Source organism: Myroides pelagicus, assembly GCF_009711055.1.
In the GTDB taxonomy this organism is placed as follows: Bacteria; Bacteroidota; Bacteroidia; order Flavobacteriales; family Flavobacteriaceae; genus Flavobacterium; species Flavobacterium pelagicum.
The window spans coordinates 91637-108602 of record NZ_WMJY01000006.1 but is presented as its reverse complement, the minus strand read 5'-3'; the positions used below and the strand labels follow the sequence as shown (position 1 = coordinate 108602).

The window sequence follows — 16966 nt, the reverse complement described above, 5'->3', positions numbered from 1 at the left end:
TCCCTCTCACATTTTACCTCTTTTAATAGGTTTATTTTTTAATTTCAATTGCTAAATCAACATCAGACCAGGTCTTTCCTGCGTGCAAGTCCTTACAAGCTTCATGCAAACTATCAAATGCTGTATTGGCAGTAAAATCTTCTAAAATATCGATAGAACCATTCAGTTTCAACACCCCATCTTGTTCAGTATAAGTAAATTCTTTCTCCTTATTAATACCGTTCATCGTAATATTAACTGCCACTTTACCATCTTTAAACTCGCCAAAATATCCATTAATATTCCCTAACATTTTAGCAAAAAACTGACCTTTAAGTTTTTCATCTCTTCCCTCGTCATTTGTAAATACAGACGAAGTCACCACTACAAATTTAGCATCCTTAAGTCCTTCAACTACAGTCGCTGCTGCGGTATTCGCATCGATTAATTTAATATCTTTAAATTGTCCTTTTACCCCTACTTTTTCTGGAGTCTTGAATGCTGTCCATTCTAATGAATGTGTATATTCCGCAACTACTGCTTGCTCTGTCTTCTCTGCTTGCTCTGTTTTTTGCTTTTTCTCACCACAAGAAACTGCAAATGTTCCTACTAACGCTAAAGCTAAAAGTGCTTTTTTCATATTATTGAGTTTTTATTTTTTGTTTCGACTAATTTATAAAAAATGTCACAGAACAATTCACTTATCCTATTTAAAATTTCCTTAAACCGCAAATAAACGATCATCACCCTCTTCTCTCTAAAAAAAATAGCCCCAAATAGCTTACAGCTACCTGGGACTAAGTCTTATATAAAACAATATGATAGGAAAAAATAATTTTTACCTACTGTCTTTATTTTTTTTCAGGAATCTGTTTTAAAATCTCCAACACGAAGTTCCAATATTTCTGAACTGACTTTATACTTGCACGCTCTACTGGAGAGTGAGCACCTCTAATCGTTGGTCCAAATGAAATCATATCCATATCAGGGTAATGTGTACCCAAAATTCCACACTCTAGCCCCGCATGACAAGCCACTACATCAGGCTTACTATTATTCTGCTTTTCATAAATATCAACCATGATATCTAAGATTTCTGAATCTGGATTAGGACTCCACCCTGGGTACGAACCAGAAAACTCAACTTCACATCCCATTAATTCAAATGCTGAACGCAATCCATTCGCTACATCCATTTTTGAAGACTCAACAGAGGATCTTGTCAAACATTTTACTGTCAACTGACCATCTGCTACATCTACTTTAGCAATATTATTTGAAGCTTCCACTAGCCCTTCAAAATCAGGACTCATGCGATAAACACCATTATGTGCTGTGTACATTGAACGCACAAAAAAGTATTGCGCCATAGAAGGCATTACTTTCTTAGGTGTATCTGTAGCTTCTAATTTTTCGAATACCACTTCAAAATCAGGATCTACTGTATGTAATTCAGCTTTGATTTCATCAACTATAGCTGTCATATCAAATACAAATGCTTCATCAAAAGCGTTAGCAATGATAACCTCTGCTACACTCTCACGAGGTATTGCATTTCTCAAGCTTCCTCCTTTAATCTTAGATATCTGCAATCCAAAATTATCAAATGCATCAAACAACAATCTATTCATAATCTTGTTAGCATTCCCTAAACCTTTATGAATATCCATTCCTGAGTGACCACCTTTTAATCCTTTTACAGTAATACGGTAACCTACTGATCCTTCTGGCGCTTCTTCTTCATCGTATTCTGCAGATGCTGTTACATCTACTCCACCAGCACATCCGATATCTATCTCATCATCTTCCTCTGTATCCAAATTCAACAATATCTCACCTTCTAATAGACCTCCTTTTAGCCCCTTAGCACCAGTCATACCTGTTTCTTCATCAATTGTAAACAAAGCTTCAATAGCTGGGTGTGGAATGTCAGTACTTTCAAGAATTGCCATGATAGTCGCAACACCAAGACCATTATCCGCTCCCAATGTTGTCCCTCTAGCACGTACCCAATCTTCATCGATATACATCTCGATGCCTTGTGTATCAAAATCAAATACTGTATCGTTATTCTTTTGGTGAACCATATCCAAGTGTGATTGCATCACAATTGTCTTTCTGTTCTCCATACCTGCAGTAGCTGGTTTTTTTATGATTACGTTTCCTACTTCATCTTTTATGGTAGGTAAACCTAAATTCTTTCCAAAATCCATCATAAACTCAATTACTCTTTCTTCTTTTTTAGAAGGACGAGGAACTGCATTTAAATCAGCAAACTTATTCCAAAGTTGTTTTGGCTCTAAATTTCTTACTTCTTGACTCATATTATTTAGTTGTTCTTTTCTAATTAAGTTGTCTCAAATTTAATGATTTAAAATTAATACAGCACATCTAAAGAATACTTTAAGATTACTTAAACACTAACTCCCTAAGGATAAAAAAACTAAAAGCACCCTCCATAAAGTCAACTTACCTTACACTACCCTAAAAACCTCCGTATCCCTTTTTCTAGCAAAACAAGTAACTTCATATTCTGAATTAAAAAAGTAGTACCCCATATTCTTATTCCTAAACCACCCACAAAGACATAACGGCACATCAATACCCTCTCTTACAAACTTAATTACAAATAAAGCTCTACCTGACAAAAAACAGAAAAGACATAAAGTCACCACCTAATTCATATTACCTCTAAATTTAACCATATTTGAACCCGATTTTCTCCCCTACTACTGCCAAGCTTGAGCCATACGTGCAGTATACCTCAGGTATTCCTGCCCAGAAGCTATTCCTTGGGAAGAATACCTCAAGGATACTGCACCCATCTCAAAACATCAAACCAAACAGTCCAAAAAATCACCCTCTTCTATTTAAAATTTATCAATTAAACTTATCTTCTGCCTTGATATCATCTTTTGTACGACACGCCTAAATCGCTTGACATATTATTTTGACTATTCTACAAAAAAAAGGGTTGTTCTCTCTAGCTAGGGTAAGCCAAAAAAACAACCTCTTTATCTATTTTAACAATCTACAAATACAGAGCCCTAAACCTGCAACCTCCATAGATACGTTAGCCTAAAGCCTGTATTCTAAGACAAGGGAATACACTCTCGTTATTCACTTACTAATCTTATATAGCACTCTTTTGTTCAATCAAATCCAAAACGATAGAAACCTCAGGATCTTCAACTTCATTGAGTCCCTTATAAAACTGATCAAGGGAAGTTTCTACATCAGGTATCACTCCTCTACAACCTTTATTTTGACCAATACTATCATTAAAAAACACCTCAGATCTAGGCAAATCTACAATCGTCTGTGTATTCGGCAACTTATAATTAATAAACCAAGAAGCAGTGGTAAAGTTGCTACAAGTACGTGTTTCTTGCCCTACAATTACCCCTCTATTATTCTCTTTAAATAAAGCTGCAAAATAAGTAGCAGCAGACACTGTATTATTATCTATCAACAAATACACATCACCCTCAAAAGCTCTTCTATCACGAGGATAATTTTCTACATAAGATTCATCTAGACGATTATTCCCATAATAGTAATCCTGCCCTTCTACTTCATCATAACGCTGATACATAAAGTTATCCATATTCTTAATATCCATCTCCGATATCGGACGTCCATTATTATCAACAAGATTTTCTCTTACTTTAATATCTAACACTTTTGTCGCGTATCGATAATTATTCTTAAACATCTTCTCCCTAGAAATAAAAGAATAATACAATGGGATATTACTCAAAAGCCCCCCTCCATTCCCCCTAATATCGAGAATTAAATTTTTGACTCCTTTTTCATTCAGTTCTTCAAAGAAGTTACTCAACTTGTGATAAGCGTACTCTTCTGAAAAACCAAAAGATTTAATAGTCAATTTATAGGTCTGTTTATTCAACTGTTGCCCAAAAATCCCATATGAATAACTAATCAAATCAATAGGCAAAATAGACTTCTGTGAGTTATAATAACTCCTCGCATAATCAACTGAAGGTAAAGTTATCGTCTTAAGCTCCTCACTCATCAGACTTTCTCTATACTCAATAGTATATTCACTTACCCCCGAATACATCAATGATACATATAACGTAAAATCTTTCGCGTTTATAGCGTCTATACACCCATCTGCACTGATTCGAATATTATCCAACAACTCAGCTGTAGTCTTTCCATTCACTCGCTCTATAACCGCTCCTGCTGAAATAGAATTATTGTATTGATTAACAAAAACCATATTATCGAACACAATTGTACTTAGAGGAAAGAATGTTGCTGTCTTTGAAAAATCTTCAAAAATAAGCAGGTCTGTTGTCAAACCAGAGTGAGCATCTTTGATAAAAGGCAAGGGATTAGACAGTAAAAACTTAGCATAAGTAGGCTCCGAAGCTAATTCTGCTCTTAATTTTTTCACTGAAGAATCAAACTTCTTTTCTGTAATAAAACGATAAGGATTCGGGTGTTGATTCTTAATTATATCAACTAATACATCAAAATCCTTCAAATAATCATCTTTCGTTAATTCATCATATTTCTTTTGCCCTAAAACCAATGTCTGTACAAACAAACAAACAAGCAATAACATACTCTTCTTTATCATGAAAACAATTTACTTTAGAATAGTGTCTTATAAAACACCAATTTATAACGCATATTCATTCAATATATTTTACATTTTCTACGGAAAACATAGCTGCAAAGATAGAATATATTCCAACCTAATTAAAAACAAATAATAAGCGCCTTAGTAATCACATCGCTTAAGCAGAAAAAAAATAAACTAAAGACTATAAATGTTCTGTCGTAAATAATATTAGCAAAATTGCTACCATCCAACACAAACAAACTTTCACACAAAACAAACCTTATAAAAATAAGTAAAACCGTCAAAATAACCCCATTAATCACGTATAACAGATTATTCTCTTCTTATTTTATTCTATAGACAGTAAACAAAAAAGGTGAAACCATAGCTGGTACCACCTTCAAATCAAACTACATATTTTTCGAATATCTTCTTCGCTTTTTTCCTCCCCACCTCTTTCTTGTATTTATCATGGGAAGAAACATACACCACTGGAGCCTGCTTACACATTCCTTGACACTTCATCGCGCACATAGAAAAAGCACAATTATCTCCTTGCGCATCAAATAACTCTTTCAAACAAGATTTTACTTCTTGATTATAGCGACAGCATTTTTTTCCGTCACATATAAAGATTGTTTTCTCACCTTTCTTAACTTTACCCATATGATGCATAAATTATAGGGCAAATATAACTATTCTTATCTATTCTAAATTAATAAAGAGGAAATATTATGAAAAAAATAGGCTTTTGGACACTTATTTTTCTACTCTTCAGTGGAGGGTTATCACTGCTAAAAAGCAATACAGAAATTGTAGAAAAGCACTATTCACAAGGGTTTTACTATTATTATAGTAAGACACTAAACTTTTGCACCGCCTATATACCCTTTTCAATAGGAGACATTTTTTACATAATAGTAGGAATATATCTATTATTAAAGCTAACTAAAACCATACGTCAATCACCATTGCTAAAAGACAAAATAATAGCATGCACAGGCTTTACTATAAAAGCATACACACTCTTTTTTATTTTATTCAATCTCACTTGGGGACTAAACAACTATAGAACTTCACTGCAGGATAAACTAGCAATTGGTCTATCGTATGATACAACAGACTTGATAGCGCTTACAACAAAACTCAGTAAATTAGTCAACATACAACAATACCAACTAACCAATAACACTGCGCAAGCTGTAGTCAATAGACAATCCTTAGACCAGATATTCAAAAAGGCTCAAAAAGGAATCGAAACTACAGCCATACAGTTAAATTTATACCGATATTTTCCGACTAGCATCAATTCCTCTTTGTATAGTACACCATTGACCTACGCAGGGTTTGGGGGCTACATTAACCCCTTTACAATAGAAGCACAGGTCAATAATCAAATACCAAATCTAACCATGATCATCACAGCTTCCCATGAGATCTCTCACCAAATGGGATATGCTCGTGAATCTGACGCCAACTTTATTGGATACTTAGCTACATATAATCAAAAAGAGTTAATCGATCAATATGCTGCAAATATATACGCTCTTCGATTTTGCCTTAGTGAATTATATAGAACAGATAGTGCAAAAGCGGACCAAATAGTCGCTAGCCTCTACCCTGGTGTACGAATAAATATCTATGAAAACACTGTCTTTTGGAACAAACACAAAACTATAATTGATAGAGCATTTAAACATATTTATGGCGCATTTCTAAAGACTAATAATCAAAAAGAAGGCATTCGGTCTTACAATAAGTTTTTAGCGCTATTAATTAACTACAACAAGAAAGTGAGTATATATTCATAAAAAAAGGGTGATTAAAATCACCCTTTTTTAATTATTGATTATCAGCACTAGCATCAAAGCTCTCTGAGTTTTTCTTTTTATACGGCCTAACGATTAACCTCGCTTGTCTGTCAAACATTAGATAATTATAAATCCAGTTCCAAAAAACCACTAATTTATTTCTAAATCCAATTAGTGACATTAAGTGTACAAACATCCAGACAAACCAAGCAAAGAAACCATTGAAATGAAACTTAGGTAAGTCAACCACTGCTTTATTTCTTCCTATTGTAGCCATTGAACCTTTATCTTTATACACAAATGCTTTTAACGGCTTGTTCGCTACCAAACGCTCTAAGTTTAACGCTAACAAATCACCTTGCTGAATAGCTGGTTGCGCCATCATTGGGTGTCCCATAGGCGTCTTTTCAGTCATCATTGTCGCCACATCCCCAATAGCAAAAACATCCGTAAAACCTTCTACTTGATTGTATTCGTTTACCTTAATTCGATTACCACGTTGAATAACCGTTGCATCAAATCCTTCAACCGGAGCTCCCATAACTCCAGCTGTCCAAATAACCGTTTCCGCTTGAAATTCCCTACCTGACTTTGTTCTAACAGTCTTTCCATCATAACCAACAACAATCTCATTCAACCAAACATTCACTCCCAATTTATCTAAAAACTTTTCTGCTGCTTTAGATGACTTGTCTGACATAGCGTCTAGCACCTGATTTGCTCCCTGGATAACATTAATTGTCATCTTTCTAAAGTCTAAATCAGGATAATCTTTCGGCAATACGTGTTTCTTCATTTCCGCCAAAGCACCTGCTAGCTCAACCCCTGTAGGCCCAGCACCAACAATAACAAAGTTCATTAAAGCCTTTTGCTCATTAATATCGTTAGTTAATAAAGCAGATTCAAAATTTTCAAGTACTAAGCTTCGAATATTCAAAGACTGTGGAATTGTTTTCATCGCCATACTATTCTCCTTAATTTCTTCATTTCCAAAGAAATTAGTTTTAGAACCAGTTGCAATAACTACATAGTCATAAAAAATTGTACCAATATCAGCAATAACCTTTTTATTAACCGTATCGATACGTTGTACTTCAGCTAATCTAAAGTAAACCTCATCAAGTCGCTGCACTACCTTACGAATAGGATAAGCAATAGACCCAGATTCTAGTCCCCCCGTTGCCACTTGATATAACAAGGGTTGGAAAGTATGATAATTGTGTTTATCTAATAAAACTACTTGAAAATTCTTGTTTTTAAGTTTTTTTGCCAGTGAAAGCCCTCCAAATCCACCACCGATAATTACAACACGTGGTTGGCTTGAAGTAGGAATATTCATCATAATCAGTCTATTTTTACGCCACAAAAATACAACTTATTATTCTTTTTTTCAGTTTACACCCCACCCAGCCCAACCTTCATTAAATTATACTAATAACGACTATATATTATTTTAAGCTCTTTTTTATCAAATTGACAAATGCCTGCACAAGAAGTACACATTCAACTATAAAATGATTAAAATACGATTTATTAAAAAATTTTAACTTCACACTTTTTAACGCAAATAATCAAAAAACGCCTCACTATAAACAATTAACAATCTATTGAATACAAAAAAACTACTTTTTTCAAAGTAGTTTTTTTGTATAATTGTTTCTTATATTCTTAATCAACTGCTCTAGACCATTTAGTTTCAATTCATATATTAGCCCCAATTGCTGTCCCAGCTTTCCTGAAGGGAATCCTTTACTGTGATACCAAACAATATAATGCTCTGGTAAATCAATTAAATAATATCCCTTATATTTCCCATAAGGCATTTTAGCATGAGCAAGTTCTACTAAGTATTCTTGATTATCAAGCATTTCTATTAATTAACTACTTTCTCCGTCAAATCTTCTGTGTATTGAAGAATATAAACACCCGTATTTACTTCTGTATTATCAGATCCTTTTCGATAGACAAACTTATTCTCATTTAACTGAGTTGCATACTTAAAAGTCGATTTAAACCCTTCTTTTTGGAAAGTTCGCATAATCACATCAAACATCAAGTCATAACCCCTAGCGGCAAACCTATTAGGCAATACACCATAAGCTGTTTTATACGCCTCTTGAAAAACACTATTTTCATCCATACTACTATCACGAGTAACGGATGGATAAACATATTTAAGATCTATCATACTCTGAAACTCAACTTCCATTGTATCAAACACATCCCCTTTATCAAGTGCTCCTATCTGAATATCGAAATCTTTTACTCTTCTCTTTAATTTACTAACCAAAAGATTAGCCGCTTCAATACTACTAGAGTCTAAAATAAATACATTCTTTCTACCAGCCACCAATGTTTTATCAATATTATCTAAAGCATCCGAATTAATCACTTTAACTTGACTAAAGTACTTACTCATAAATTGTCTTGAAGACGTACGAGTCTGATCAATAATTACCGTCAACTTCACATTACTTTGCTGTAAGAAATAATCAATCATTGCTTTTTTCTGCATATCAGCATCAGGCATACTTTGTACTAATTGACTTGAAGATACCTCTTTTTCATTAGATAAAGGAGACAGAACCATCACCTCTCTATTAGGCAAGTTATTCACCAATTTAGCTACGTTCGCCTGAAAGAATGGGCCTACGATAATATCTGCATTATCAAAACTACCCTTCGACACTAAAGTAGTTACAGCCGAACTATTTTTGGTTTCGTTCGAATCATACACATTAACAGTTAGAGGCAATCCTAAACTTTCAGCTTCTGCTATAGCGAGTTTAGCCCCTAAATAAAAGTCCAATGTCATATTCAAGAAACTATCCGAAGCTAATTTGGACTCTACATTACTGCCTAGACGACTTACATTGAACGGCAAAAGCAACGCTATCTCTCTTCTTTGCTCCTTATACAAACTAGTAGATAAATCAGCATAACCACTAACGATCTCAACTCCTTCGGCTGTTGATTCTTCCACAACATTTACAACCTGATAAATATTAGGTACTTTAAGTTTCATACCAATCATTAATCCATCAGTTAATAAATCAGGATTCAAATCAACCAATTCAGTAATCGTTAAATCATATTCACGAGAAATACTATATAAGGTCTGTTTAGGAGCAACTTTAATAGTGGTGTATTCTGAAATATTGTCACTTGGAATAACTGGAGTTATCTCTACCACTTTATCAACATAGCCAAAAGCTGGTACTTTAATTTTCTGGCCACTTTTCAAACCTTGCTTTAATTCAGGATTCAACTCTATCAAACGCTGAATAGAAGTATTATATAACACTGCCAAACCATACAATGTAGACTGAGGTTCTACATCAATATATTTGTAATAGATATTTGTAATATCCTTAATAGTATCCGCTTTAGAAGAACTTAATGTACCAGAATAGTTAAGCTCTGACTTATATTTTCCTGTAACATCTTTAGCTCTGCCTGATGACACCTTACTAACTATGATCTTACTACCTGCTTTTAACCCTTCTGTTTTTAATAAAGGATTCCACTGAAGTAATTGTTCTAATGATACATTATATTGCTTACTTATACCATACAAGGTCTCTTTAGGTTTTACTTGATGAAGCTTACCCTTCTTACCTAGAACTTGTTGGTCTACACCTTCATTTTTAACTGGTACATGTATAAAACTCCCTTCTTTAATACCCTCTTTTGCCTCTGGATTAAATTCAAAAATTTTTGACACAGACACACCGTACTCTCTAGCAATCTTGCTAACGGTATCTCCTTTTTTTACCTGATATTGTACAAAAGAATTTTCTTGAGCATAAACACCCAAAGATATTATAGACGCTACAAATGCAGCAATAAAGTTTTTTTTCATATTCCTGTAATTTTTCAAAAACGAAAAGTCGCTGATACAAATGTACAGCGACTTTATTAAATAATCTAAATTATTCCCATTCAATAGTAGCAGGTGGTTTAGAACTAATATCGTATACTACTCTATTTACCCCTTTAACTCTATTAATAATTTTATTTGAGATCTCCATCAAAAACTCATATGGTAAGTGTACCCAATCAGCAGTCATACCGTCAGTAGAAGCTACTGCACGAAGCGCTACTACTTTTTCGTAAGTACGCTCATCTCCCATAACACCGACACTATTCACTGGTAATAAAATCGCACCAGCTTGCCATACTTTGTTATATAGACCTTTTTCTTTTAATCCTTCAATGAAGATAGCATCTACCTCTTGTAATAGACGCACTTTCTCTTGTGTTATATCTCCCAGAATTCTAATTGCTAGACCAGGCCCTGGGAATGGATGCCTTCCTAATAGTTCAGGATCAATACCCAAAGAAGCTCCTACCCTACGAACCTCATCTTTAAATAACATACGTAAAGGCTCTACGATCTTTAATTTCATAAAATCTGGCAAACCTCCTACATTGTGATGAGATTTAATTGTAGCTGAAGGTCCTTTTACAGAAATTGATTCAATAACATCTGGATAAATAGTTCCTTGCCCTAAGAAGGTAGCATCGTCAATTAGTTTTGACTCATCGTCAAACACCTCAATAAATACACGTCCGATAGCTTTACGTTTTTGCTCTGGATCAGACAATCCAGCTAAAGCTTCCATAAATCTATCTGTAGCATCAACTCCTTTTACATTTAATCCCATACCATTGTATTGTTCCAATACATTTTGGAATTCATTTTTACGTAAAAGACCGTTGTTTACAAAAATACAATGTAAGTTTTCACCAATTGCTTTATTCAATAAAACAGCAGCAACAGTAGAATCAACACCTCCAGATAAAGCTAATACTACTTTTTCTGAACCAATTTTATTTCTCAAATCAGCGATAGTCTCTTCAACGAATGCATTTGGCGTAAAATCTTGACTTACTCCTGCAATATCTACTAAAAAGTTTTTCAATAATTGAGAACCATCAGTTGAGTGATAAACCTCTGGATGAAACTGAATAGCATAAGTCTGCTCCCCTTCTACTTTATAAGCAGCATTCTTCACATCCTTAGTACTTGCTAAAAGCACTCCGTTTGTCGGTAATTGTTTAATTGTATCACTGTGACTCATCCACACTTGACTATTGTGAGGAATTCCTTTAAAGAAATCATCATCAGCAATAAAGTCTAAATTAGCTCTACCATATTCACGAGTATCAGATGGTGCTACTTCTCCTCCAAAGAAATGAGCCAAATACTGTGCACCATAGCATACTGCTAATAGAGGCATTTTTCCTTTAATGTTAGACAAATCTGGGTGTAACGCTTCTTCTGAGCGAACTGAGTAAGGACTACCTGATAAAATAACAGCTTTATAATCTGTTAAGTCTTTAGGCATATCATTATAAGGTAAGATTTCGCAGAAAATATTTAATTCTCGAACTCTTCGCGCAATTAACTGTGTGTATTGCGATCCAAAATCTAAAATAAGTACATTGTGTTGCATGCGCAAAAATAATTATTTCGCGCTTATCTCAAAAACTTTAAATTACTTTTTTCTTTCGAGCTTTCCACTATACGATTACATTAATACAAATGTTAAATTATTGTTTTTTACAAAAAAATACAAACAATAACCTCACAACTAACCAAAAAAACAAGAATATTTCTTTGATTTGAAACATGTTTACCTATATTTGCCCGGCGTTCCTTCCTAATAAGAAGGAACAATCTTTAAAATAAATCACTTTTTTATGGAATTTGGCATTTATGAAACACTAATGTTGGCCTGCCTAGTACTTCTACTTGGTCGTTATTTAGTACACAAAATCAACTTTTTTACAAAATATAATATTCCTGAACCCGTAGTAGGAGGATTTGTCGTTGCAATAATTAGTTGGATAATTTTCGGAGTATATGGTTTAGAATTCGAATACCATAAACAACTACAAAATTCTATGATGTATATCTTTTTTGCCTCAATTGGACTTAATGCAGATTTCGCTCAATTAATTAAAGGTGGAAAACCGTTAATTATATTCTTGCTAGTAGCAGCATTATATATTATAATGCAAAACGGCTTAGGTGTGGCCTTAGCTAACCTACTAGGTTTAGACTCTAGATTTGGATTAATGGCTGGTTCAATAACCTTAACAGGAGGACATGGTACCGCTATCGGGTGGGCTAAAGATTTCCTAGCAAGTGGCAAACCTCTAGTAGGAGCTGAAGAAATAGGTATGGCATGTGCTACTTTTGGTCTTATCTTTGGAGGAACAATTGGTGGACCTCTAGCCTACCGTTTATTAAAGAAAAACAATCAAGAAACACTTAGCCCTGAAGAAATCAAACACAGAGATGACACACATGAAATCTCTACCAAAGCATTTCCTAAAGAAAAAGTAACTTATCGATCAGTTATGCTAACGGTCACATTACTAGCAATTTGTCTAGTACTCGGTCGTGCACTATCCGATTGGAATGAACAATTTGATTTTAAACTACCAACGTTTGTATGGTGTTTATTCATAGGTGTAATCATCAGAAACACACTAAGCCATTTATTCAAAATGGAAATAAACAACGAACCCGTAGACATCCTAGGTAACGTCGGTTTATCAATCTTCTTAGCATGTGCTCTAATGTCTCTAAAACTGTGGCTTATCATAGATCTAGCACTACCTGTACTTATTATTCTTATAGCACAGGTAATTATGATGATACTATTTGCTTATTATATTACTTACAGAGCAATGGGAAAAGATTATGATGCGGTAGTATTGAGTGCTGGACACTGCGGATTTGGAATGGGAGCAACTGCTACAGCAGTAGCAAACATACAAGCCGTGACAAATAGATTTGGACCTTCTTACAAAGCTTTTTTAATCATTCCAATGGTTGGGGCTTTCTTTATAGATATCCTTAACGCATTAATATTAAATATCTTCCTTACCTTTATGTAAGGAAGAGAAAAAACATACAAAAAGCCGATGCTAGAAATTCTAACATCGGCTTTTTTCGATTAAATATCTAAAAGTTCCTCTTTCTTCGCTAAGAGGCGATCAAGCTTTTCGTCAATTTCATCTTCCACCACCCCTCCGTGATAACAAATAACACGACTAGGCTTTAACGCTTTTATTTTCTCAACAGACACCAATGCTGCCTCCATATCTAAGGTAAACTGAGGATTAGCTATGTTAAACTCTCCCCCTTCAACTACTATTGAATCAGCTGCAATAAATGTTTTACTATCCAAATCAAAAAATGAAATATGTCCTTTGGTATGCCCTGGAGTAGCAATCACTTGCAAAGTTTCTTTAAACATTTGCCCATCTACAAGAACACGATCAACATCAAAACGCTTTATATCGGATAGTTGACAAATAAAGTCCCGAACCCATTGCTTCATCTGTTCTGGGACACGTTCTAAGCTTTCTTTAACCTGCAACAATCGCTCAGAAGCAACAACACCAGAAACTGAGCCAGCTTCAACATCACTACTAATCACTTCTAAAGAAACATACTCCTCCTTAAAACAATGCAAGCCTTCTAGGTGATCTATATCATCATGAGAAATAATAATCCCTGTCAAATCAGCCACCATCAACCCTAAACTAGAAAGTTCTTTTTTAAATTCTGGAAAATTATAAGTAAATCCACAATCTATCAAGTAAGAAGTGCCATCAGCAAAGCCCACAACTACAGGATTAAAAATAGTTTGTTCTCCATCAGCGGATTGTGCATTAATATTTAAAATATCAATATTCATTAAGATTCATTATTTTAATTCTAATTAATAATTAAGAGTACCTCCTATAACTAGCCTAAGCTATAAAACTTAATATAGAATATACAAAAGCTATAAAAAAAGCCTAATTACATTGTAACTAGGCTTTTTATTATGATTAGCGTACAAGTTTTTTGTACTTCAAACGTGTTGGAGCGACATCTCCTAAACGTTTTTTACGATTTTCTTCATACTCCGTAAATGACCCTTCAAAGAAGTAAACTTGAGAATCTCCTTCAAATGCTAATATATGTGTACATATACGGTCTAAGAACCAGCGGTCATGGGATATTACAACTGCACAACCAGCAAAACTCTCCAGCCCTTCCTCTAACGCTCTTAAAGTATTAACGTCTAAGTCATTGGTTGGCTCATCCAATAGTAATACGTTTCCTTCCTCTCTTAGCGTCATAGCTAAATGGAGACGATTTCGTTCTCCTCCTGATAGCGTAGATACTTTCTTATTTTGATCTGAACCTCCAAAATTGAATCTACTTAAGTACGCACGAGAGTTTACTTGGCGCCCTCCCATCATAATCAACTCTTGACCATCACAGAAATTCTCCCAAATTGATTTCTCTGGGTCAATATTAGCGTGTGATTGATCTACATAGGCGATCTTCACAGTATCCCCAATTGTAAATGTCCCAGCATCAGCTTGCTGTTCCCCCATAATCATACGGAAAATTGTCGATTTACCTGCACCATTAGGCCCAATAATACCAACTATTCCCGCTTGAGGCAATGTAAAGTTTAAATCATCATATAATAATTTATCTCCAAAAGCTTTAGCCACTCCTTTAGCCTCAATAACATTTGTACCTAAGCGTGGACCATTAGGAATATAAATCTCTAATTTTTCTTCAAGCTCTTTTTGATCTTCATTCAATAACTTATCATAGTTCTGCAGCCTCGCTTTTTGCTTAGTTTGACGGCCTTTAGCACCTTGGCGTACCCAATCCAACTCTCGCTCTAAGTTTTTGCGGCGTTTAGAAGCAACTTTCTCTTCTTGCTCTAAACGCTTAGCTTTTTGATCTAACCAAGAAGAATAGTTTCCTTTCCATGGAATCCCCTCTCCTCTATCTAACTCAAGAATCCAACCAGCTACATTATCTAAGAAATAACGGTCATGGGTTACAGCAATTACTGTCCCCGCATATTGCTGTAAATGTTGTTCTAACCAGTGGACAGACTCAGCATCCAAGTGGTTAGTTGGCTCATCTAGCAATAATACATCTGGATTCTGTAACAATAAACGACACAAAGCAACACGACGACGCTCTCCTCCAGATAATACACTTATTGGCGTATCAGCGTCTGGTGTACGTAAAGCATCCATCGCAATTGCTAACTTAGTCTCTAGCTCCCATCCTCCAGCTGCATCAATCTTATCTTGCAACTCAGCTTGCTTATCCATCAGTTTTTGCATCTTATCAGCATCCTCATAAACTTCTGGCAAACCAAACATATCGTTTATCTTATTAAACTCATCAAGAGTAGCTACAATATCAGCTGCTCCTTCTTTAACAATCTCGATTACTGTTTTACTCTCATCTAATTGTGGCTCCTGTTCTAAATACCCAACCGTATATCCTGGTGCAAACACAACATCTCCATGATAGTTTTTATCCACCCCTGCAATAATCTTCAACAATGAAGATTTACCAGATCCATTAAGTCCTAAAATACCAATCTTAGCTCCATAAAAAAAGCTTAAGTAAATATCTTTTAATACTGTCTTATTAGTAGATGAATAAGTCTTACTAACTTTAGACATTGAAAAAATCACTTTTTTATCGTCTGACATAAAGTAAAATATAATGCGTTTATAAATATTCTTCCCAACTCAATACAATATGAGTCATGAAAGCCAAAATTACACTTTAAAACGGATATTGAAAAACTTATACTAAAATATAGTTCTATCCCTCAACAAAACCACACTCAATAGGTATTATACCACAACTCCCTCAAGTAATACAAAAGTGCCTATTTTTTAAATAATCCTTTAGAGCGTATATGACGTAAAGGCCCTAGATGCTTCTTACTCTCTTCAATTACATCTGCCATCATTGTTTTAAAATAATCATAACCACTAGTAAAAAGCAAAACAACCGAAGCTATACAAAGTGTCTGAAGACCTAAAGTATCATAAAAATAGCCTGATACTATACCACCACAACAAAAACTAATTACTATAGCTAGTTTTAACCCAATTAAAGAAAACAAGCGCATACGCTCTTCGGCATGGGTAAAATAAAACAATAAGCGAGCAGTTTCAATACCTAAATCTGTAAAAATCCCTGTAACGTGTGTCGTACGTACTACCGCATTGGAAATAAAAGTCACTAAAGAGTTTTGAAGCCCCATTAAAAACAATAAAAAACATGCAACCTCATAGCTATACCCCATCCCTATCCACTTATCTCCTTGCGTCCCTATCAGGATAAGGCAAACCACCTCTACAAGCAAAGGCAAAGTATAGAACACTTTTTGCAGTAGCTTGCGCTGAAGTAATAAAACAAAATGAGAAAAGAAAGCTCCACTGAAAAATGAAAATATAAGCAAAAAGACATACCTTGTCTTTAGCCAATCTAACGCTAGTAAATCCTCTACAAAAACTGACAAATACCCTGTCACATTCGTAGTCATCATCTGTAATTCAATAACCCCTAAAACATTGACTAAACCTCCACAAAATGACAGCAATACAGCCAACTGTAAATTGTGTAAAAACGTACGTTCTACCCCTCTATGCGTTAGCATTTCCTAACAAATTAACTTATTAATTAACATCAACATACTATATTTTAAACAAATATCACTTACACAATAAAACCAAGTAT

Annotated in this window: 13 protein-coding genes; 2 read left to right on the top strand and 11 right to left on the bottom strand. The window is 34.6% G+C overall.

Annotated elements, in window-relative coordinates; translation table 11 throughout:
* Positions 1-31 precede the first annotated feature (31 nt).
* From GJV77_RS04375 to GJV77_RS04360, 4 genes are all read right to left on the bottom strand, one after another.
* Positions 32-619, bottom strand: a complete 588-nt coding sequence (locus GJV77_RS04375) for a YceI family protein (RefSeq protein WP_155035135.1) — start codon at positions 617-619, stop codon at positions 32-34.
* A gap of 211 nt (positions 620-830) precedes the next feature.
* Positions 831-2303, bottom strand: coding sequence for an aminoacyl-histidine dipeptidase (locus GJV77_RS04370; RefSeq protein WP_155035134.1), 1473 nt, complete (start codon positions 2301-2303; stop codon positions 831-833).
* 809 nt (positions 2304-3112) lie between these two features.
* Positions 3113-4588: a S41 family peptidase gene (locus tag GJV77_RS04365; protein ID WP_155035133.1), complete on the bottom strand. Its 1476-nt coding sequence runs from the start codon at positions 4586-4588 to the stop codon at positions 3113-3115.
* 390 nt (positions 4589-4978) lie between these two features.
* The gene (locus tag GJV77_RS04360) at positions 4979-5239 is read right to left on the bottom strand and encodes a (2Fe-2S) ferredoxin domain-containing protein (protein WP_155035132.1); all 261 of its coding nucleotides are present in this window, start codon (positions 5237-5239) and stop codon (positions 4979-4981) included.
* Positions 5240-5307: 68 nt separating this feature from the next.
* Between GJV77_RS04360 and GJV77_RS04355 the strand changes: the two genes are divergently transcribed.
* A complete protein-coding gene (locus GJV77_RS04355) occupies positions 5308-6384 on the top strand; it encodes a DUF3810 domain-containing protein (protein ID WP_155035131.1) in 1077 nt (358 codons plus the stop codon).
* 31 nt (positions 6385-6415) lie between these two features.
* Here the strand turns inward: GJV77_RS04355 and GJV77_RS04350 are convergent, their stop codons facing one another.
* The 4 genes from GJV77_RS04350 to guaA all read right to left on the bottom strand — a co-directional run bounded on the left by GJV77_RS04350 (position 6416) and on the right by guaA (position 11843).
* Positions 6416-7726, bottom strand: coding sequence for an NAD(P)/FAD-dependent oxidoreductase (locus tag GJV77_RS04350; protein WP_155035130.1), 1311 nt, complete (start codon positions 7724-7726; stop codon positions 6416-6418).
* A 289-nt stretch (positions 7727-8015) separates the two neighbouring features.
* The gene (locus GJV77_RS04345) at positions 8016-8252 is read right to left on the bottom strand and encodes a DUF3820 family protein (protein ID WP_155035129.1); all 237 of its coding nucleotides are present in this window, start codon (positions 8250-8252) and stop codon (positions 8016-8018) included.
* Between the two features lie 5 nt (positions 8253-8257).
* Complete coding sequence (locus GJV77_RS04340; protein WP_155035128.1) at positions 8258-10246, bottom strand: LysM peptidoglycan-binding domain-containing protein; 1989 nt, start codon at positions 10244-10246, stop codon at positions 8258-8260.
* Positions 10247-10316: 70 nt separating this feature from the next.
* Entirely contained in the window at positions 10317-11843 is a 1527-nt protein-coding gene (gene guaA, locus GJV77_RS04335; protein WP_155035127.1) for a glutamine-hydrolyzing GMP synthase, read from the bottom strand.
* Positions 11844-12090: 247 nt separating this feature from the next.
* On the opposite strand from guaA, the gene gltS reads away from it, so the two are divergent.
* Positions 12091-13296, top strand: coding sequence for a sodium/glutamate symporter (gene gltS / locus GJV77_RS04330; protein ID WP_155035126.1), 1206 nt, complete (start codon positions 12091-12093; stop codon positions 13294-13296).
* 59 nt (positions 13297-13355) lie between these two features.
* Here gltS and GJV77_RS04325 read toward each other — a convergent pair whose 3' ends face one another.
* From GJV77_RS04325 to GJV77_RS04315, 3 genes are all read right to left on the bottom strand, one after another.
* The gene (locus tag GJV77_RS04325; RefSeq protein ID WP_155035125.1) at positions 13356-14102 is read right to left on the bottom strand and encodes an MBL fold metallo-hydrolase; all 747 of its coding nucleotides are present in this window, start codon (positions 14100-14102) and stop codon (positions 13356-13358) included.
* A gap of 136 nt (positions 14103-14238) precedes the next feature.
* A complete protein-coding gene (ettA, locus tag GJV77_RS04320) occupies positions 14239-15927 on the bottom strand; it encodes an energy-dependent translational throttle protein EttA (protein WP_155035124.1) in 1689 nt (562 codons plus the stop codon).
* 182 nt (positions 15928-16109) lie between these two features.
* Positions 16110-16886, bottom strand: a complete 777-nt coding sequence (locus tag GJV77_RS04315; RefSeq protein ID WP_155035123.1) for a YoaK family protein — start codon at positions 16884-16886, stop codon at positions 16110-16112.
* Positions 16887-16966 lie beyond the last annotated feature (80 nt).

Coding starts and splice junctions, on each gene's coding strand:
- GJV77_RS04375 (WP_155035135.1), bottom strand. CDS start 619: ATGAAAAAAGCACTTTTAGCTTTAGCGTTAGTAGGAACATTTGCAGTT.
- GJV77_RS04370 (WP_155035134.1), bottom strand. CDS start 2,303: ATGAGTCAAGAAGTAAGAAATTTAGAGCCAAAACAACTTTGGAATAAG.
- GJV77_RS04365 (WP_155035133.1), bottom strand. CDS start 4,588: ATGATAAAGAAGAGTATGTTATTGCTTGTTTGTTTGTTTGTACAGACA.
- GJV77_RS04360 (WP_155035132.1), bottom strand. CDS start 5,239: ATGGGTAAAGTTAAGAAAGGTGAGAAAACAATCTTTATATGTGACGGA.
- GJV77_RS04355 (WP_155035131.1), top strand. CDS start 5,308: ATGAAAAAAATAGGCTTTTGGACACTTATTTTTCTACTCTTCAGTGGA.
- GJV77_RS04350 (WP_155035130.1), bottom strand. CDS start 7,726: ATGATGAATATTCCTACTTCAAGCCAACCACGTGTTGTAATTATCGGT.
- GJV77_RS04345 (WP_155035129.1), bottom strand. CDS start 8,252: ATGCTTGATAATCAAGAATACTTAGTAGAACTTGCTCATGCTAAAATG.
- GJV77_RS04340 (WP_155035128.1), bottom strand. CDS start 10,246: ATGAAAAAAAACTTTATTGCTGCATTTGTAGCGTCTATAATATCTTTG.
- guaA (WP_155035127.1), bottom strand. CDS start 11,843: ATGCAACACAATGTACTTATTTTAGATTTTGGATCGCAATACACACAG.
- gltS (WP_155035126.1), top strand. CDS start 12,091: ATGGAATTTGGCATTTATGAAACACTAATGTTGGCCTGCCTAGTACTT.
- GJV77_RS04325 (WP_155035125.1), bottom strand. CDS start 14,102: ATGAATATTGATATTTTAAATATTAATGCACAATCCGCTGATGGAGAA.
- ettA (WP_155035124.1), bottom strand. CDS start 15,927: ATGTCAGACGATAAAAAAGTGATTTTTTCAATGTCTAAAGTTAGTAAG.
- GJV77_RS04315 (WP_155035123.1), bottom strand. CDS start 16,886: ATGCTAACGCATAGAGGGGTAGAACGTACGTTTTTACACAATTTACAG.